General features: G+C 66.5%; 20 protein-coding genes and 1 pseudogene. 13 read left to right on the top strand and 8 right to left on the bottom strand.

Going from position 1 to position 16,836, the window contains the following annotated elements:
* Positions 1-343, top strand: a pseudogene (locus VHS75_RS14530) (IS5/IS1182 family transposase); the annotation flags it as partial.
* Here the strand turns inward: VHS75_RS14530 and VHS75_RS14525 are convergent.
* Complete coding sequence (locus VHS75_RS14525) at positions 343-612, bottom strand: type II toxin-antitoxin system Phd/YefM family antitoxin (RefSeq protein ID WP_329639333.1); 270 nt, start codon at positions 610-612, stop codon at positions 343-345. The pseudogene VHS75_RS14530 and the gene VHS75_RS14525 sit on opposite strands and share 1 nt — an antisense overlap.
* Before the next feature lie 254 nt (positions 613-866).
* Here VHS75_RS14525 and VHS75_RS14520 point away from each other — a divergent pair, with 254 nt between their 5' ends.
* Positions 867-2,120, top strand: a complete 1,254-nt coding sequence (locus tag VHS75_RS14520) for a sodium:proton antiporter (protein WP_329639332.1) — start codon at positions 867-869, stop codon at positions 2,118-2,120.
* Positions 2,121-2,174: 54 nt separating this feature from the next.
* On the opposite strand, the gene pal is transcribed toward VHS75_RS14520, so the two are convergent.
* Entirely contained in the window at positions 2,175-2,738 is a 564-nt protein-coding gene (gene pal / locus VHS75_RS14515; RefSeq protein ID WP_414694320.1) for a peptidoglycan-associated lipoprotein Pal, read from the bottom strand.
* 362 nt (positions 2,739-3,100) lie between these two features.
* Between pal and VHS75_RS14510 the strand changes: the two genes are divergently transcribed.
* The 6 genes from VHS75_RS14510 (at position 3,101) to VHS75_RS14485 (ending at position 8,936) form a co-directional block, all read left to right on the top strand.
* Positions 3,101-3,613, top strand: a complete 513-nt coding sequence (locus VHS75_RS14510) for a helix-turn-helix domain-containing protein (RefSeq protein ID WP_329639331.1) — start codon at positions 3,101-3,103, stop codon at positions 3,611-3,613.
* Positions 3,614-3,796: 183 nt separating this feature from the next.
* On the top strand, positions 3,797-4,804 hold the full coding sequence (locus VHS75_RS14505) for a superoxide dismutase (RefSeq protein WP_329639330.1): 1,008 nt from the start codon (positions 3,797-3,799) through the stop codon (positions 4,802-4,804).
* A gap of 293 nt (positions 4,805-5,097) precedes the next feature.
* Positions 5,098-5,616, top strand: coding sequence for a hypothetical protein (locus VHS75_RS14500; protein WP_329639329.1), 519 nt, complete (start codon positions 5,098-5,100; stop codon positions 5,614-5,616).
* A gap of 122 nt (positions 5,617-5,738) precedes the next feature.
* Positions 5,739-7,223 carry a trypsin-like peptidase domain-containing protein gene (locus tag VHS75_RS14495; RefSeq protein WP_329639328.1) on the top strand — a complete coding sequence of 495 codons (1,485 nt, stop codon included), beginning with the start codon at positions 5,739-5,741 and terminating at the stop codon, positions 7,221-7,223.
* Between the two features lie 61 nt (positions 7,224-7,284).
* On the top strand, positions 7,285-8,502 hold the full coding sequence (locus VHS75_RS14490; RefSeq protein ID WP_329639327.1) for an FAD-binding domain: 1,218 nt from the start codon (positions 7,285-7,287) through the stop codon (positions 8,500-8,502).
* A gap of 8 nt (positions 8,503-8,510) precedes the next feature.
* Positions 8,511-8,936, top strand: a complete 426-nt coding sequence (locus VHS75_RS14485; RefSeq protein WP_329639326.1) for a MarR family winged helix-turn-helix transcriptional regulator — start codon at positions 8,511-8,513, stop codon at positions 8,934-8,936.
* On the opposite strand, the gene VHS75_RS14480 is transcribed toward VHS75_RS14485, so the two are convergent.
* A complete protein-coding gene (locus VHS75_RS14480) occupies positions 8,911-10,767 on the bottom strand; it encodes a chloride channel protein (RefSeq protein WP_329639325.1) in 1,857 nt (618 codons plus the stop codon). The two genes, VHS75_RS14485 and VHS75_RS14480, sit on opposite strands and share 26 nt — an antisense overlap.
* Before the next feature lie 131 nt (positions 10,768-10,898).
* Between VHS75_RS14480 and VHS75_RS14475 the strand changes: the two genes are divergently transcribed.
* The 3 genes from VHS75_RS14475 (at position 10,899) to VHS75_RS14465 (ending at position 12,395) form a co-directional block, all read left to right on the top strand.
* Positions 10,899-11,096: a hypothetical protein gene (locus tag VHS75_RS14475; protein WP_329639324.1), complete on the top strand. Its 198-nt coding sequence runs from the start codon at positions 10,899-10,901 to the stop codon at positions 11,094-11,096.
* A 91-nt stretch (positions 11,097-11,187) separates the two neighbouring features.
* Positions 11,188-11,586: a hypothetical protein gene (locus tag VHS75_RS14470; RefSeq protein WP_329639323.1), complete on the top strand. Its 399-nt coding sequence runs from the start codon at positions 11,188-11,190 to the stop codon at positions 11,584-11,586.
* Complete coding sequence (locus tag VHS75_RS14465) at positions 11,583-12,395, top strand: DUF4336 domain-containing protein (protein ID WP_329639322.1); 813 nt, start codon at positions 11,583-11,585, stop codon at positions 12,393-12,395. Before VHS75_RS14470 ends, VHS75_RS14465 begins: the two co-directional genes overlap by 4 nt.
* Positions 12,396-12,405: 10 nt before the next feature.
* Here VHS75_RS14465 and petA read toward each other — a convergent pair whose 3' ends face one another.
* From petA to VHS75_RS14440, 5 genes are all read right to left on the bottom strand, one after another.
* The gene (gene petA, locus VHS75_RS14460) at positions 12,406-12,948 is read right to left on the bottom strand and encodes a ubiquinol-cytochrome c reductase iron-sulfur subunit (RefSeq protein WP_329639321.1); all 543 of its coding nucleotides are present in this window, start codon (positions 12,946-12,948) and stop codon (positions 12,406-12,408) included.
* Positions 12,949-13,349: 401 nt separating this feature from the next.
* A complete protein-coding gene (locus VHS75_RS14455; protein WP_329639320.1) occupies positions 13,350-13,595 on the bottom strand; it encodes a hypothetical protein in 246 nt (81 codons plus the stop codon).
* Positions 13,596-13,688: 93 nt separating this feature from the next.
* Positions 13,689-14,186, bottom strand: coding sequence for a hypothetical protein (locus VHS75_RS14450; RefSeq protein ID WP_329639319.1), 498 nt, complete (start codon positions 14,184-14,186; stop codon positions 13,689-13,691).
* Entirely contained in the window at positions 14,086-14,715 is a 630-nt protein-coding gene (locus VHS75_RS14445; RefSeq protein WP_329639318.1) for a redoxin domain-containing protein, read from the bottom strand. Before VHS75_RS14445 ends, VHS75_RS14450 begins: the two co-directional genes overlap by 101 nt.
* A 45-nt stretch (positions 14,716-14,760) precedes the next feature.
* The gene (locus tag VHS75_RS14440; RefSeq protein WP_329639317.1) at positions 14,761-15,210 is read right to left on the bottom strand and encodes a hypothetical protein; all 450 of its coding nucleotides are present in this window, start codon (positions 15,208-15,210) and stop codon (positions 14,761-14,763) included.
* A 152-nt stretch (positions 15,211-15,362) separates the two neighbouring features.
* On the opposite strand from VHS75_RS14440, the gene VHS75_RS14435 reads away from it, so the two are divergent.
* On the top strand, positions 15,363-15,869 hold the full coding sequence (locus VHS75_RS14435) for a hypothetical protein (protein WP_329639316.1): 507 nt from the start codon (positions 15,363-15,365) through the stop codon (positions 15,867-15,869).
* Between the two features lie 83 nt (positions 15,870-15,952).
* Positions 15,953-16,693 (top strand): energy transducer TonB, encoded by a 741-nt coding sequence (locus VHS75_RS14430; RefSeq protein ID WP_329639315.1) that lies wholly within the window; start codon positions 15,953-15,955, stop codon positions 16,691-16,693.
* The last annotated feature ends 143 nt before the right edge of the window (positions 16,694-16,836 follow it).

The following is a 16,836-nucleotide window of genomic DNA, read 5'->3' as shown; positions in this document are numbered from 1 at the left end:
CAAGTTCCTGCGCGCCATCCTGGCCCAGCCCAGGGTCAAGCAGCTGATGTCGTCGGATCACTTCTCGGTGGACGGCACGCTGATCGAGGCCTGGGCCTCGATGAAGAGTTTCCGGAGGAAGGACGGCGGCGACAACGACCCCGAAGGCCCGGGTCGCAACGCCGAGCGCGGCTTCCACAAGGAGAAGCGTTCCAACGAGACTCACCAGAGCACGACCGATCCCGAGGCGCGGCTCTACAAGAAGGGCGACGGCCAGCCGGCCAAGCTCTGCTACCTGGGCCACGCGTTGATGGAGAACCGCCACGGCCTGGCGGTCGACGGCCTGGTCACCCAGGCCACCGGCTATTTCAGTTCATGATCGTAATGCGCCGTCTCGGCCGGCGGCTCGGCCGCGCGGATCGCGGCGAGGTCGGCTTCGGTGAAATCGTCCAGCCCCAAGACCTGGCGATCACGGCGCTTCAGCCGATGATATTCATCAGCCGAAATCATCACGGTGCGATCGCGCCCGTTGCGGGTGATCGTCACCGGCTGCACCAGAGCCACATCCTGATAGCGGCCGATATTCTTCTGGAATTCGGCCGAAGACACCTTGACCATATCGCCTGCACTCACGTTCCGGATTATCCGTAGTGTATATAAAATCCGGATGTTTTCAACCCTGCCCGACGCTGACCTGGGCCATGATTGGCCGGGGCCGAGGCCCCTTCAAATCGCCTTCCTGCTAAATTCCGCCCCCTGTCCACGTTCGTGACGCTGATGATTGATCCCGAAAATGCCACGGAAATCGCCCGCATCCGAAGTCGGCTGGCATCGTTAGATATCGAACGCGGAAAGCTCGGGCGCTCCGGCGCCTTTAGGGTGGCGCCATGACGCTCTTCCAGATCATGGCCTTGTTTCTGGGGCTCATCGGCCTCGCCGGTTGGGTCAATGCGCGCTTGCTCCATTGGCCAAGCGCGACGGTGATGGTCCTCGCGGGCGGGTTGAACGCCGGCGTCCTCCTGCTGCTGCACCAGGTCTTCCCGGCGGGTGGCGCGGGCCAGGTCATCGCTGCGGTTGTGGGGGTCAATTTCCCGCAAGCCGTCCTGGGTTACATGCTAGGCTTCCTGCTCTTCGCCGGCGCCATGCAGGTCGATCTGTCGGAGCTGCACCGACGCAGGCTCGCCGTCTGGACGCTGGCGACCGTCGGAGTCCTGGCCTCCACGGGAATCGTCGGCGGCGGGCTTTGGCTGGCCGCGCGCGGCCTAGGCCTGCAGTTGTCGCTGCCGTGGGCCTGTGTGTTCGGAGCTCTGATCAGCCCGACGGACCCGATCGCCGTGCTGGCCGCCGTGCGGGCAGGCAAGTTGTCCAAGATGCTCGAAGTCGTGCTCCAAGGTGAGGCGCTGTTCAACGATGCCGTCGGCATCGTGATCTTCACCGCGGCTCTGGCCATCGCCATTGGGGGCGGCCTGCATCCTCTCGACGCCATCGGACAGGTGGCCCTCCAGGCGCTGGGCGGCCTGGCGTTCGGCCTGGCCGCCGGTTGGCTGGCGCTCCGCATCATTGGGACGATCGACGACTATGCGGTCGAGGTCACCTTGTCGCTGGCGCTGGCGGCCGGGGTCTACGCCCTGGCCCAGGCGCTGGGGATCAGTGGTCCCATCGCGGTGGTGGCGGCGGGCCTGCTGATGGGCGACGAGGGCGCGAAGACGAGGATGAGCGAGACCACGCGGCGCCACATGCGGGAATTCTGGACGCTGATCGACGAGATCCTGAACGCGCTCCTGTTCATTCTGCTGGGCCTTGAGGTGCTGGTGATCCCCTTCGACCCGCGGCTGGCGGGCCTTTGGGGTGCGGCCCTCGTTCTCGTGTTGGCCGCCCGCTTCGCGGTGGTGCTGCCCTGGGGAGCCTATTTCCAAGTTCGCGAGGGTCAGCGTCACGCCGGGCTGGTGCTGGGTTGGGGCGGGTTGCACGGCGCGCTGTCGCTCGCGATGGCGCTGAGCGTGCCGCGAGGGCCCGCCCACGTGCTGATCCTCTCGACCACCTTCGCCGTCGTGATCTTCTCGATCGTGGTCCAAGGCCTCACCTTTGGAAAAGTCGCGGCCTGGCACGCCGGCGATCCGGCGCCCGCCTCCGTCGAGTAGCGTCGCCGCGGCGACCCGGCCGCCGTCGCGGCCGAGCGGCCCCGGCCGCGGAAGTCAGCGCGCGCCGCTCACAATATCGGTGTGGGCGTTGCGGTTATGCTGCCAGGCCTGCTCGCCGGTTCCGGGATCGACCGGATGCTCCTTGCCGTAGGAGACGGTCGTGATCCGCGTCGTCGGCACGCCGTGCGCGACCAGGAAGGTCTTGACCGAATTGGCGCGCCGGGCGCCGAGCGCGAGGTTGTATTCCTGGGTGCCGCGTTCGTCGCAATTGCCTTCGATGCGAACCTGCACTGCAGGATAGCGCAGAAGCCAAGCGGCTTGCGCGGCCAGTACGCCCTCGGCGTCTGGGCGCACGGTATATTTCTCGTAGTCGAAATAGACCCGGTCACCCACGTTGACCACGAAGTCCTTGGAGGTTCCCGGGAGGATGCTGCTGGTCACCGGCGGCGGCGCGGGCGCCGGACGGGGCGCGGGACGAGCGGGCGGCGGAGGCGGCGGCGGCGGCGCGACCGTCGGCGCGGGCTTCGGATGCGAAGCGCACGCCGCCAGCCCTACCAGCATCGCCGCTGCCGCGGTCCGCCGAATCGAACGCGTGAAAGTCGAAGCGCCCAGCGTCATCAAAATCCCCAATGGCCAAGTTTGAACGAAGGCGCGACTATATCTCACTCAATGATATAATGGAAGTGGAGCTTAGGCGGGATGACTCCGTTCGCCGGGCAGTGACCCCAGACCAAGGGCTTGACTCCCAATAATATCACAGCAGGATATGGTGGCTGGGTTGGCTGGGAGACCGATCCGGCGAGGTCGATCATGTGAAGTTGCGGGCTTGGGTGGGCCGTCCGCCGCCGCGACATGGTTCCGACGGCGACTGGTCTTTCGCCGCCGGTGGGTTCCTTCCCCGCACGACCTCGGCTCCCGCGAGCGGGCAAGCGCCCGCGGGGCGACGGGATCGGGATTGCGCTGGGACTTCTCCGCCCCCCTTGCGCCTGATCCCGTCGCTCTCCTTAGCCGAAGCATCGCGCCAAGATGGAACGGCGCGACGGCGAGGCGATTCCTTGAAGACGAAGACGAAGCCAGATCCGAGCCGGTCATCGCCGCGAAGGCCGCGGCTGACCGACGCCGAGTATCAAGCGCTGGGTGAGTTCCGTCGCTCGATCCGCGATTTCCTGAAGTTCAGCGAGGAGGGCGCGCAGGCGCAAGGGATCAGTTCGCAGCAGCACCAGGCGCTCCTGGCCATCCGCAGCCATCTCGGCCTGGGGCCAATGACCGTTGGGGAGCTCGCGGAGAGCTTGTTGATCAAGAACCATAGCGCGGTGGAGCTCGTTGCGCGCATGGCGGAGCGGGACCTGATCGAGCGTATCGCCTCGGATGAGGACCGCCGCCGTGTCCTGCTGCGCCTTCGTCCGGCCGGCGCCAGAGCCCTCGAGACGATCTCCCGCCGCAACCTCCGGCGGCTTGGCCAGACGTCGGAGATCCTGGAAGGCGTGCTGTAGGCGGTGCGGCGGCTGCACCGTCTCGACGACTAGCCGGAGCGTCTGCCGCGAGCGGACCTCGCGCCGCCGGCTGAGCCAACCAGAACATGCGATTGACCTCGCCTTCGCAGCTCACACTGTCGTCATCTCGCTGGAATAGATCGTTCCACGATATTATGTACCCTGCCCTGGGACTTAGGCGCCTTGACGCCTGCGCGGCTGGTCCGCGGCGCAGGCGAGAGCTGGCGGGAACGAACGCCGGCGGACGCACCACGCCATGGTGACGAGATGATCGAACTGCCTGACCTGCCCTACGACGACGACGCCCTCGAGCCGATCGTCTCCACGCGGGCGCTGCGTCTCCATCATGATGGCCATCACGGGCGGTATGTTGCGGCCGTGAACGACCTCACGGAAGGCGATGCGCCGACATCGTTAGAAGATCTCATCCGAAGCGGCCTGAGGGAGCTCGACCTGCCGCTCCTGAACAACGCCTGCCAGGCTTGGAATCATGGCTTCTTCTGGAACTGCATGGCGCCTGAGAGCTCAGAGCCTGCAGACCCGGAGCTGCGTCGGGCCATCGATGCGCATTTCGGGAGCCTCTCCGGCCTGAGGCGCGCCGCGCGTGAAGCCGGCGCCGGCCACTTCGGGTCCGGCTGGGTATGGCTCGTGGCGCACGGCGAGCGGCTGTCCATCGTCACGACGCGAGACGGCGACACGCTGGCGGTGACCGACTGGACGCCGCTGCTGGTCTGCGATCTCTGGGAACACGCCTATTATCTCGACTACCCGAACGATCGCTCCGGCTATCTGGCCGCATGGTGGGACGCTCTTGCGAACTGGTCCTTCGCCGACGCCCAATTCCGCGCCGCCAATGGGAATGGCGTCGCCTGGACCTACGCGGAAGGCTCACGGCCTCAGCCGCTGCACTCCCGCGCAGCCCTCACCTCGGCGATCGAGGAGGTCGCCGACGTGCTGGCCACACCGGCGCCTCCGGACGCGGTCCGCGGCGCCCGGGTCGAAGACCTCCTGGGCCAGATCGCCGACTACCGGCGTGCTCCGCCACAGCCTTTGCTGGACGAGGACCTCGAACGGCTCCGGGAACTCGACCGGCATCTCAGGGCCTTCGGCGTCCGCTGGCCGGACCGGGAGGCTCGGCCGACAGCACACTGGGCGCCGGCATTGGGCGGCGACCTCAGGTTCCACCGGTAGAGCTCCACGGACTCGGGCGTCGTGGACCGCCCCGCTGATCGGCCGACAATATTGAGCGGCGACGATGCGGCAGCGATGGCCGCCAACTCGAATCTTCGCCTCGCCATTTATATCATATTACGATATATAATGATCGTGGAGACCGTATCACCATGTTTCGACGTTCCAATCCACAATGGTCCGCTCGCGCGCCTCGGGCGATCTGGCCCTTTTTCCTGCTGTGTCTGATCCCGCCAGCCTCCGCGACTGGCGCGCCCCAGGCGCCGATCGCCTTTGAAGGCGCCCGCCTCGGGATGTCACAGGCCGATTGGCGGACCCTGCCTCCACCCGGGAAACCATCACCGCACACCAAGGCCAAGTGTTCGAACGATCCCGACGCGGCAGGCTTAACCCTGACCGACGCCGAGCGGTCCGCGCGCGTCGTCGTCTGCGCCTACGTCGATGCCTGGGGAACGCTCAGCCTGCCCGTCGGGTTCACCTACGACCAGAAATATCCGCTCGACCATCTGCGGTATTGGTTCTCAGGGAGCCGCCTCACCCAGATCCGCGCCACCGCATCGCTTGAAGCCTTTGCCGCGCTGATCGGCGACTTCACCCGGCGCTACGGCGCGCCGATGAAGCTGGTGCGCGACAGCATCCCGAGTGAGATCGGCCCCCTGCCGCGGGTCAGCGAAACCTGGTCCACTCCGCAAGGCTCCATCGACCTCATCGACCCGACCTTACCCAGCGACGAGATCGCGTTACGATTTACGGCTCGGGGACCCGTCAGCCCCGCTGGCGCGGCGCATTCTCTCAAAGGCGCCAGCCGATGACCATAGTTATATCATAATATGATATTAAATGCCGGTCTCCGCTCCGCGACTTTGGCCGCGGTTCGAGGCCGTCCGCCGCAGCGGACACCGCGACGGCCAGTCCGAACGAAGACGAGAGCAACATGAACCGGAAGGAACTCATCTACAGCGCGACGGTCGGCGCGATGGCGGCCGTATTGGCCAGCGTCGGCGGCCAATGGGCCATCGCCAGGACGTCGAGGCCGGTGAACCCGGCGCCCCTCGCGGTGCCGGCCTCCGCCGTTCCCGCTTCCTTCGCCGACATCGTCCAGCGTGTGGCGCCGGCGGTGGTCTCCATCGATATCGTCGGCAAGTCCGGGAAGAGTGACGTCGCGTTCGGCGGCGGCGGGCCATTCGGCGGCGGCGACGACAGCGACCAGGGCCAGGATTTCCCCTTCCCCGGCTTCCAGCAGTTCTTCCAGAAGATCCCGCAACAGCACGCGGCGCCGATGCATGCGAGCGGGTCCGGCTTCTTCATCTCTGGCGACGGCTATATCGTGACCAACAATCACGTGGTGCACGGCGCCGATAAGATCACCGTGCGGACCACCGACGAGCGCGCCTTGCCGGCCCATGTGGTCGGCCGCGACCCCGAGACCGATCTCGCCGTGATCAAGGTGGACGGCCGCAACTTCCCCTTCGTGAGCTTCGAGGACCGCGCCAAGCCGCGCGTTGGCGACTGGGTCGTGGCGGTCGGCAATCCTTTCAATCTCGGCGGCACTGCGACCGCCGGCATCGTTTCGGCCATGGCGCGGCCGCGGGTCAGCGGTTCGGGCTACGTCGACTACATGCAGATCGATGCGCCGATCAATCGCGGCAATTCCGGGGGCCCGACCTTCGACCTCTACGGACGCGTGGTGGGCGTGAACTCGGCGATCTTCACTCCCTCCGGCGGTTCTGTCGGCATCGGATTCGACATTCCCGCCGACGTCGCGGCCTCGGTCGCCAAGCAACTGATCTCCAGCGGCAAGGTGGTGCGCGGCTACATCGGCGCGACGATCCAGGACATGACGCCAGACATGGCGGACAGCCTCGGCCTGCGACCGCGTGAAGGGGCTCTGGTCGCCGACGTGACACCCGATGGCCCCGGCGCGCGCGCTGGCCTGCAATCCGGCGACCTGGTGATGAAAATCGATGGTCACCCCATCACCTCGGCGTCCGATCTGACCCGTCAGGTGGCGTTGGCCCGGGCCGGCGACAGCATTCGCCTGGACATCCGCCGCGATGGCGTCCCGCGGCAGATCGACGTGCACTCCGGCACCCGGCCGGCTGACATCAACCTGGCGATGAACGATGCGGGCGGTTCGGGTTCAGCCGGCGCCGGGGGCCTCGGCCTGCTGGTGGCCCCAAACCCAGGTGGGGGCGTCCGTGTCGAGCGGGTCGCGCCGAATTCCAGCGCCGGCGAGCGCGGCGTGCAGCCCGGCGACGTGATCGACCGGATCGGCTCGCATCCGATCAATTCCGCGGCCGACGTCTCGCAGGCGATCACCGAAGCCCGCGGTGGTCACCATGAAGAAATCCTGGTGCGATTGTCTCGACGCGGCCAGCACCTGTTCGTGCCGGTGGAGGTTCCCTCCGCAAAGGGTTGAAAAGGCGCGGCGATCCAGAGGCGACGCCGGCCGGCGTCGCCGCCTATCGAAGGAACCTCAAGTGACGCCGATCAACAAGCGTGTCCTGATCTCCGGCCTCGGGATCGCCGGACCCACCCTGGCCTACTGGCTAAAGGCGGGGGGATTTGAGCCAATACTGATCGAACGGGCGCCGAAGCCGCGCACCGACGGCTATGTCATCGACTTCTGGGGCTTGGGATACGACATTGCCGAGCAGATGGGCCTTGGGCCGGATATCAACCGTCTCGGCTACCATATGCGCGAACTGCGCATCATCGGCGATCACGGAGGGCGGCTTGCTGGCTTCGGGGTCAAGGTGTTCGACGAATTGACGGATGGCCGCTTCATCACTCTGGGTCGCAGCGACCTTTCAGGATTGCTGTTCGACGCGATCAGGGGTGAGACCGAGGTGGTGTTCGGTGATGAGATTGTCGATCTGCGGGAAGACGCCGACGGCGTGCGCGTAAAATTCAAGCATGGCCGCGAGCGCCGGTTCGACCTGGTGATCGGCGCCGATGGCCTGCACTCGGACGTCCGCAGGCTGGTGTTCGGGGCGGAAGCGCACTTCGAAACGCCGCTGGGCTATGGCGTCGCGGCCTTCGAGGTTGCTGGCTACGTCCCGCACGACGAGGATATCTACCTGTTGTACGGCCAGCCGGGCCGGATGGTCGGTCGCTTCACACTGAGGGAGGACAGGACCCTGTTCCTGTTCATCTTTGTGACCGACCGCGGCGCACTTCCGACCACGCGGGACGCGCAGAAGGCGATGCTTCGGGCGGTCTATGCCGACGGCAAATGGGAATGTCCGAAAATCCTCGAAGAGCTGGACCGCGCCGATAGCCTCTACTTCGACAGCATCAGCCAGATCCGCATGGACAGGTGGTGGAGCGGCCGCGTCGCCCTGGTCGGCGACGCCGCATTCTGCGTCTCCCTGGCGGCGGGCCAAGGGGCGGCGCTGGCCATGACCTCAGCCTATGTGCTCGCCGGCGAACTCGCCAAGGCGCAGGGCCGGCACCGGGAGGCCTTTGCCGCCTATGAAGGCGCGCTCAGAGATTATGTCGCCGCCAAGCAAAGCGGCGCCGAGCGCTTTGCCTTAGCTTTTGCGCCGAAGACCCATTGGGGCATGGTCTTCCGCAACCAGGTGGTTCGCGCATTCGTCATTCCAGGTTTGGCCCGGTTCGCCCTAGGTCGGGAAATCATCGACGCCTTGCAGCTTCCTCAATACCCTTGGGCGTCGCTTTGCGAACTTGAGGCCTAGTCAGATTTATGGTGCTCGACCCCGATCGCTTCCTGCCCCTCGCCAGCTTCCGTCACGCGATGCGGCGCTTCCTGGCGGCCAGCGAAACCATCAGCCGCGAGGCCGGCGTCACCCAGCAGCAGTATCAGGCGATGCTGGCGATCGCGGCGTGGCCGGGCGGCGCCATGTCTGTGAAGGATCTGTCCGAGGAACTTCTGCTCACCCACCACGCGGCGGTCCAGCTGGTGGACCGCCTGGCCAAGGCGGGCTTGGCGCAGCGCGCGCCATCCAGCGTCGACCGGCGCAGCGTCGAGCTTAGCCTGACGGAAAGTGGCGAAGCCATGCTGAGCCACCTGGCCAACCTGCATCTGGCGGAAATGTTGCGCCGCGAGCCCGCGCTCAGTTCGTCGCTACGGCGCCTTCGCAAACTCAGGTCGGCGAGCGATCCCGCCTAGGATAGATGCTGACGCTCGCGGCCACGGAATCGGCCACATGCTCCTTGCTGATCAGCCCCACCACGTCCGCCGCCCGCGGCACGCCGCGACCGCGGATCACCACCGCCATGGTGGCGTCGCGGCGCGACATGCGACGGATCACGTCGAACACCACGTCGTCCTCACTGACCACCGTGAAGTTGCGGTTGGCCACCTCGCCTAAGGTCGCGCCGGTATGCGAGCCTTCCAGGCCCCGCCGCAGCCCGGTGTTGACCCGGATCACCCCAAAGATCCTGCCCTTCTGGGTGATCACCAGGTGGCGCATTCGGCCGGCGTGTTCAGGCCGCGCCAGATAGTCGTCGAAGCTCATCTCGGCGGGCAAGACCTCGATGTCGGTGTCCATCACCTCACGCGCCGCATGCACCAGGAACATGTTGGCGTGGCGCGCCTTGGGGATCGCGCGGCCGCGACGCACCAGCTTGAGCGTGTAGATGTTCTCGTGGCTCAGCACCCGGCGCACGCCGATGCTCATGGCCACCGCCACGATCATCGGCATGACGATGGAATAGTCCAAGGTCATCTCGAAAATCATGGTGACGGCGGTCATCACCGCGCCGGTGCCACCCCCGACCATCGCGCCCATACCGACCATGGCGAACGCCGGCACGCTGAGATGCACCGGCAGGTTCAGCCAGTTCAGGAGGGCCGCAAAGCCGCCGCCGAGCGTCGCGCCCATGTAGAGGGAGGGCGAGAAGATGCCGCCGGATGACCCGGAGCCCAGGCTGAGCGACGTCGCCAGCACCTTGCAGAGAAACAGCAGGCCGAGCAGCCAGAAGGCGGTGGCCTGGCCCGAAAGAATCGCCTGCACCGTCGCGTAGCCGACCCCGTCCACATAGTATTGCCCCAGCGTCCGGAACAGCAGGTACATCAGCGCGCCGACCGCCAGCATGCCCAGCATGTGGCGCAGGTAGCGCGGCTTGATCTTGTCGAAGAGGTCTTCGGCCAGATGCAGGCCGCGAATGAACCCCGCCGCGGCAACGCCGGTGATCGCGCCGAGCACGGCGAACAGGATTAGGACCAGCAGGGCGCTGGGGTCGGATGCCAGGGCCTGCAAAGCCGGAACCTGGAAGGCCGGCGCGTCGCCGAAGAACCAGCGGCCCACGAACGTCGCCGCCCCGGTCGCAATCGCCACGGGCAGGAAGGTCTCGACGCTCACCTCCGGCATCATCAGCTCGATGGCGAACATCACCCCGCCGATGGGCGTGTTGAAGGTCGATGCGATCCCGGCCCCGGCCCCAGCCGCGACCAGCGCGATCCGCTGGCCGGCCGGCATGCGGATGATCTGCCCCATCGTCGAGCCGAGCGCCGAGCCGATCTGAATGATCGGCCCTTCGCGGCCCACCGACGAGCCGCTACCGATGGCGATCGCGGAGGCCAGGGATTTCACCAGCGCCACCACCGGCCGGATGACGCCACCCCGGTAGTAGATCGCCTCCATCACCTCGGGTACGCCATGCCCCTTGGCCTCGGGCGCGAAATTGCTGACCAGGAAAGTGACGCCCACCGCGCCGATGACCGGAACCAGGATGACCAGCGCGCCCCAGGGCGCGGGTGCGGTGAACACATTGGCGTCGTAGTGCAGCGCCAGATGGCCGGTGAAGAACAGGTTGTGGATCAGGCCGATCAGGTCGCGGAACAGCACCGCGCCGAAGCCGGTGATCACCCCCAGCGCCAGCGCCAGCAGCGACAGAACCGGAAGCGGCAGCCGTTGCTTGTCCTCCGCCTCCATCGCGTTTCTCGGTAGGCGCTTAGCGCCGAAGCGGCGGCCCGAACGCGCCGAAGTCTCAGTCATCTGTCAGGCGCCGCCATCTTGGGATTCCCGTTGGAACGTGGGATATATATCATCTAGTGATATGATCTACCCTGCGGACACAGGGATGGCCGCGGCTGCGCAAATATCCGCCAAGACCCGAGGAGCTTTCGATGGCGCTTAGCGATCACCGCCGCCGGCAGTTGACGGCGAGCCTGCACGAGTTGCGCCGCGACCGGCCGATCGACAACGCCCAGATCGAGCGCGCCTTGGTGGCGATTCTGGAAGCCTTGATCGACGAGTCCGGCAACCGATCCCTCGCGCCGGAAGACCCGGATCTTGTCCTGAGGGGGGTGGATCTTGGCCGATAGCCGCCGCGGGCGAGGACGAGGACGCCTGGTGTCGAACGGAGCGACGATCCGTGGCGCGGCGCCGGTGTTCGGGGTCCTGATCCTATTGAGCGTGAGCGTGCTCGCCGGCTGCGACGACGCGCGTCCCACCTTCGGAGGCGCCGCGGCGAAGGCGCATCACTTGGTGAAGGCTCAGTTCCAGCTGGATCATGTCCGCTTCCACCACGAGTCCCGAGGATACAGCCCCGATGTGGTGTGCGGCCAAGTCTCCGCCGACAGCGCGCATGGCCACATCGACAGTGTGGAATTCATCGCGAACGGCGACTCCGACTCCGCCGTGATCAACAACCGAGTCTTGAGCTTCGCCGCCAAGCCACCGACGACGACCGATGAACCGCCGGCCTCCGAGGACGAGATGGCCGACTGCGTCTTCCCGCAGATCTGGAAGGCCATGTGCCGGCAGCCGCTCTCGGCGCGCCTCATCGCGCAACAGAAGCGCTGCCCGCCATGAACTCGCGCGGCCAAGCCTGGCGCGGCCGACACGACGACGAGCGCCCGGCGCCGCAGGGCGACTTGGGCCAGGCCTTTGTCCCTTATGCGCCGCTGAACGCGCTGAAGCCCGTGGCTGAGGTCATGTGGATCGTGGATGGCCCGGAAATCAAGCTTGGCTACCTCGGCTGCAAGTTTCCGTTCCCGACCCGGATGACGGTGGTGCGGTTGGCGAGCGGGGATCTTTGGCTCCACTCCCCCATCAAGCCGACGGACGACCTGGTCCGCGATCTCGGTCGGCTGGGGCGAGTCCGCTATCTGATCGCCCCCAACAGCCTGCACTATTGGTGGCTTCCGGAGTGGCAGGCGCTGTTTCCGCGCGCCCAGGCCTTCGGGGCGCCGGGGCTGACCTACTCCGCCAAACGGGGCGTGGTCCTGCAGCATGTCCTGTCGGATGTCCCACCCAGCCTCTGGGCGCTGGAGATCGGCCACGTCGTCGTGCGCGGCCCCGTGTTGACCGAAGTGGGCTTCTTCCACCGGCCGTCCAGGACGCTCATCCTCACCGACCTGATCGAGAATTTCGAGATCGAGCGGGTCCGGCCGTGGTGGCTGAAAGTGCTGCTGCGGGTGAGCGGCGCACTCGACCCCGATGGCAAGGCGCCGATCGACCTGCGGTTCAGCTTCCTCGGCCGCCATGCCACGGTCGGCCGGGCGGTGGAGACGATGATCGCCTGGAATCCAGTGCGCCTGATCATCGCTCATGGCCGCTGGTATCCGAACGGAGCGGTCGCGGAGCTGAAGCGCGCATTCCGCTGGGTGCTGCCGACCTGAACCACGGCCGTCAACCAACCTTCACCTTGCCGCCGGCTTCGAAGCTGTAGTCTGGAAGCACCAGGTTCTTCGGCGCCGGGCCTTTGCGGATGCGCCCAGCCGTGTCGTAGACCGAGCCGTGGCAAGGGCAGAGCCAGCCGCCGTACTCGCCTTGCCCAAAGGTCGGCACGCAGCCCAGGTGGGTGCAGACGCCGATCACAATCAGCCATTCGGCCATCCCGGGCTTATGTCGCGAGGCGTCCGTCGCCGGATCGCGCAGGTCCGCATGATCGTCGGCCACCGCTTCGGCGATTTCCTTCGGCGTGCGATGACGGATGAAGAGTGGCTTGCCCTGCCATTTGACGACGATCTGCTGGCCCAGGGTGACCTTGGTGTATTCCACCTCCACCGACGCCAGAGCCAGGGTGTCGCCCGCGGGGTTCATCTGGTCGATCAAGGGCCAGGCGAGGCCCCCGACCAAGCCGACCGCGGCCACGCCGGTGGTTATGTGCAGGAAGTCTCGCTTCGTCGGCTCTTCTGCGCGGGCAGGCATGGTCTCGGCGCCGCCATGCATGGCTTGTCCTCAAATGCCGCTGGCGGATGCCGCGGTCCTCTCTTGAGAACGTCCGTGCTTTCGCGAGGTTCGGCGCCGTTTGGAATTATATCGTGGCACGATCTAGAGATGCACCTTCATGCTCTGGATCATGGAAGATTTCCTGGACGGAAACGCTCACTTGGCTCTGCCTTTCCACGAGAAGCCGGACGTTTTCCCACCGAGTACGAGCAGCACCAGAGGTGATCTTTGATCGCTCGTCGGCCGCAAGCCTCTCAACTCTCGCAGTTGCGCCGTCGCGACCAACCGAGCTCTGCGTTTCATCCCTCGGCGTCGCGGAAACTTCGATCTCTCCCTCGCGATCCTGGCGACCATGGCCGCGAGGCCCATAGCCCCAGCGGGGCGTTTCTGTCCTTGGGGGCCTAGGCATCGTCCGGTCCCCTTACGTAGATCGCCTCGACACCGCGCGGCTCACCCCATTCGCGGGCGAACTCGATTGCCGCGCTTTGCCGATTGAAAGCTTGCGCCGCGAGGAATGTTGCCTCGTCACGGCCCGTCACAGCCGCGCCCGTCACTTGCCACCTTCCCGACGGGGTTCGCGACACGATCATTCCGTCGCCCAGCGACGGGAGAGGCTCATTGGAACCAATGTGCACGATGTCGATCATGCCGCCCTCATAGCCGCCACCTGGCGTCGGTGGGAATCCAACGCCGGCCAATTTCCAACTGATAAACTACCGCCTGGACGACGCAGTTCACCCTCATTTCGCGAGCTTGAACTTGCCCGCGGTTTCCCCGTTCCCCGCCTGGCCAGGCTTGTCAGCCGGGAAGGCATAGAGGGGCTTGTCCTTGTAGGCCCACTGGTGGGCGCCGCCCTCGCGCACCACGAGCGACCAGTCGCCCGCCGGCTTGGCCTTCGCATCGGCCAGGAACGGCGGCCACGCCTTGGCGCAGTCGGCTTCGCAGTGGCTCATGCCCTTCATGGTGTCGTTGTCGTAGGTGTAGAGCGGCTTGCCGGCCGGATCGGCCAGACGCCGTTGGCGACCTTGACGCCTGCGGGCGGCGATTGGGCGGCGGCAAGCGCTGGCGACAAGAGGGCCGCCGCCAAGATCATCGCCAGGACAGCTTTTCGCAGGTCGTTCAGGTCCTTCTTCGCGCCTATTCGGCGGAATTGTATTTGACGCTGCACCCGTAGGGTTGGGACACGGGGATCGCGACCGGCCGTCCAGCCCTGAGATCCGCCAGCGCGAGCGCGACATAGGGCTTGGCGCCCTTCAGGCTTTCAGGGTCCGTGTAAGGCCGGTCGTCGATCCCGCCCATGTAGGCGACCCGCCCAGCGCGATCGATCACGAACATCTGTGGGGTGGCCTTGGCCTCGTAAAGACGCCCGATCTTGCCGTCGCCATCTAGTAGGATCGCCGTCGCGGCGTTGTGGACCATGGCCTTCCAGGCGCGCGCGGTCGCGGGCGTGAAGTAGCCCTGCATGTCCGGCGCGGACGAGGCCACGGTCAGCCAGACGACCCCGTCCTTGACTGCCTTTCGCTGCAGCGCCTGCATGGTCCCCGACCCATAGTGCTTGCCGCAATAGGGGCAGCCCGAGTTGGTCCACTCCAGGACGACGATCTTGCCTGCGAAGTCGGAGAGCGCGCGGCGACGGCCGTCGGCGTCCATCGCCCGGAAAGGGGGCGCCGGCTCCCCGAGCCGTGGCGCGGCCGCGGCCGCGGCCGCTCCGCCGGCGCAGACCGCCAGGACGCCCCCGAGCACCAGGCGGCGTGGGAGACCGGTCACCTGCAGCTTCCTTGAGGGGCCACGAAGCCTTCGATGGCAGCGGGCTTAGCCATGCTGGTCGGCCGCGGTGATCTTATGGATGGTGACGGGCGTCTCATGGTCCTCCCCACAGGCGGCTTCGATGGCCGCCTGGTTCTTCTGCAGGGTCTTGACGAGCCAGTCCGGCGTGGTCGGCCAGCGCGACTTCAACTCGGCCAGGCCCGCGGCGAAGGTCACCGGCTGCGGCCCGTCCTTGCCCATCGGTTTGAGATCGATGTTCATCGCGACGCCGTGGTAGCCGCCCAACTGGGCGCGCCCGACGCCGAGACCTTCGGCATTGGCCCACACGATGCAGTTGCCGGTCGGCGTCGGCTCGTGCTGCCCGGTGACCACCGAGATCAGGTCCTGACCGTAGTCCGCGGGTGGCGCGGCAGGTCGCTTCGCGGCGAACGCGTCGGCGGTCCCGACCAGGGCCGCGACGGCCAGCCCGCATATTGACCAAAGCGACGCCCGCAAGCGCCCTCCAAGACGTTCGGTTTCAACAGATCGTGAGACGATATAACACCATCCTCGGCCCGGCACTATATCACAATACGATATGATTGCGCGTTGAACCTCGCCGAGGGCATCGCGGGACGATCACGGCTTTCGAACCTGGACACCTGACCATGCCGACCTGCAAACCCCTCCTTACCGCAACCCTCGCCGTCGCTGTCGCGGCCTGCGCCAGCGCCGCGCTCAGTTCCCCGACCGCGCCGGCGTCCAGCGCCAGACGCCCCCTCACCTTCGCCTGGGCGGCTTCGGCTCAACACCCGGTCCGCTTGGCGTTGGATTCGGAGACCACCATCAACGGCGTAGGCGTCGCCTGCACAGGGGTTGGCGAGCAGGTCAGGGACCAGCCGCGCTGGCGCGCCTATCCCGTCCGGGTCGAGTTTGCCGACGCCCTCCACAACTACATGGCCGGCGAAGACCTCACGCTTGCGCACAAAAATGGGTCGCCGATCCTCAGCGTGACCTGCAATGGGCCCTGGGTGCTGCTGAAGCCCCAAGACCGAGACACCTACCGAGTCGTGGCGCGTCTGACCGAGACGAACACCCGACCGCAGATCGCCAAGGTGGAGGCCCCGGCGAAGGGCCAGACCCGTTTCGTCCTGACCTTCCCGAGAGGCTACTGACGGCCGCAGCCGCCGCCAGCAACGACAACCGAGCACCCCGGCATCAGGAGGCAAGAGCGCGGCGCCGGCCGCCCACGACGGAGATGCGCGAAAACGTCAGCGCCCCAGTCTTCCAAATTGTCCGCTTCGATGATCCAGGCCGCCGCCCCCCATTGCTCCAGAGGCTCGCGCTTGTCGTCGCCCTGACGATCGCGGTCGCAATCCATGTCGGTCTGGCTGTCTATCTCTGGACCGCCAGGTTCGAACCCCATTATCGGGCCCTCGGCGACGAGGTGACTGACGTCCAGCTCATCAAGCCTCGGCCGCCGCCTGTCCCGCCGCCAACGCCGCCGAAGCCAAAGCGCGCGCCACCTCCCAAGCCACGGGCGCATCCCAGGGTCCAGCCGCGGCCCCCGAAGCTTCTGGACATTCCAACCATTCCGCCCCTGCCGATCCCCCCTGCGCCCGTCCATCTCGAGATCAAGGCGCCGCCGGTGATCGCGCCGCCTGCGCCCAAGCCGGCGCCGCCTGCGCCACCGAAGCCCCACATCATCGCGAACCCAGACTGGCTGCAGAAACCGACCGGCGATGAGATCGCCCGGTACTATCCGGATCGCGCAGCGAGATTGGGCATTCAAGGGCGCGCCGTGATCGGTTGCGTCGTCTCGGCCGAGGGGCTCTTAAAGGCTTGTTCCGTCGAGTCCGAGACGCCCGACGACGAAGGCTTCGGGGTCGCCGCGATCAAGATGAGCCACGCGTTCAAGATGCGCCCGATGACCCGCGACGGGACGCCGGTCGAGGGCGCGACAATCCGCATCCCCATTCGCTTCACCCTGGCCGGTTAAGGTATCGGTCCCGCCATCTTGGGCTGTCCCGCCGCCACGCCGCGGTCGACCGGTACGATCGCCTGATTGATCACCGCCGGATCGTCGTGGAGCTTCAGGTACAGGCGGCCCGACGTTGGATGCGGGACGGCAAGGGCCTGCCC

The organism is Phenylobacterium sp. (assembly GCF_036264965.1).
Classification (GTDB): Bacteria; Pseudomonadota; Alphaproteobacteria; order Caulobacterales; family Caulobacteraceae; genus Phenylobacterium.
The sequence above is the reverse complement of the archived record's forward strand: the minus strand, read 5'-3'. Positions and strand labels throughout refer to the sequence as shown.

Bases quoted from the DNA above. Each gene is read 5' to 3' on its own strand.
- VHS75_RS14520 (WP_329639332.1), top strand. From the start codon at position 867: ATGACGCTCTTCCAGATCATGGCCTTGTTTCTGGGGCTCATCGGCCTC.
- petA (WP_329639321.1), bottom strand. From the start codon at position 12,948: ATGCATGGCGGCGCCGAGACCATGCCTGCCCGCGCAGAAGAGCCGACG.
- VHS75_RS14500 (WP_329639329.1), top strand. From the start codon at position 5,098: ATGTCACAGGCCGATTGGCGGACCCTGCCTCCACCCGGGAAACCATCA.
- VHS75_RS14450 (WP_329639319.1), bottom strand. From the start codon at position 14,186: ATGTCGCGCTCGCGCTGGCGGATCTCAGGGCTGGACGGCCGGTCGCGA.
- VHS75_RS14485 (WP_329639326.1), top strand. From the start codon at position 8,511: ATGGTGCTCGACCCCGATCGCTTCCTGCCCCTCGCCAGCTTCCGTCAC.
- VHS75_RS14495 (WP_329639328.1), top strand. From the start codon at position 5,739: ATGAACCGGAAGGAACTCATCTACAGCGCGACGGTCGGCGCGATGGCG.
- VHS75_RS14435 (WP_329639316.1), top strand. From the start codon at position 15,363: ATGCCGACCTGCAAACCCCTCCTTACCGCAACCCTCGCCGTCGCTGTC.
- VHS75_RS14465 (WP_329639322.1), top strand. From the start codon at position 11,583: ATGAACTCGCGCGGCCAAGCCTGGCGCGGCCGACACGACGACGAGCGC.
- VHS75_RS14430 (WP_329639315.1), top strand. From the start codon at position 15,953: ATGCGCGAAAACGTCAGCGCCCCAGTCTTCCAAATTGTCCGCTTCGAT.
- VHS75_RS14480 (WP_329639325.1), bottom strand. From the start codon at position 10,767: ATGACTGAGACTTCGGCGCGTTCGGGCCGCCGCTTCGGCGCTAAGCGC.
- VHS75_RS14455 (WP_329639320.1), bottom strand. From the start codon at position 13,595: ATGATCGACATCGTGCACATTGGTTCCAATGAGCCTCTCCCGTCGCTG.
- VHS75_RS14475 (WP_329639324.1), top strand. From the start codon at position 10,899: ATGGCGCTTAGCGATCACCGCCGCCGGCAGTTGACGGCGAGCCTGCAC.
- pal (WP_414694320.1), bottom strand. From the start codon at position 2,738: ATGACGCTGGGCGCTTCGACTTTCACGCGTTCGATTCGGCGGACCGCG.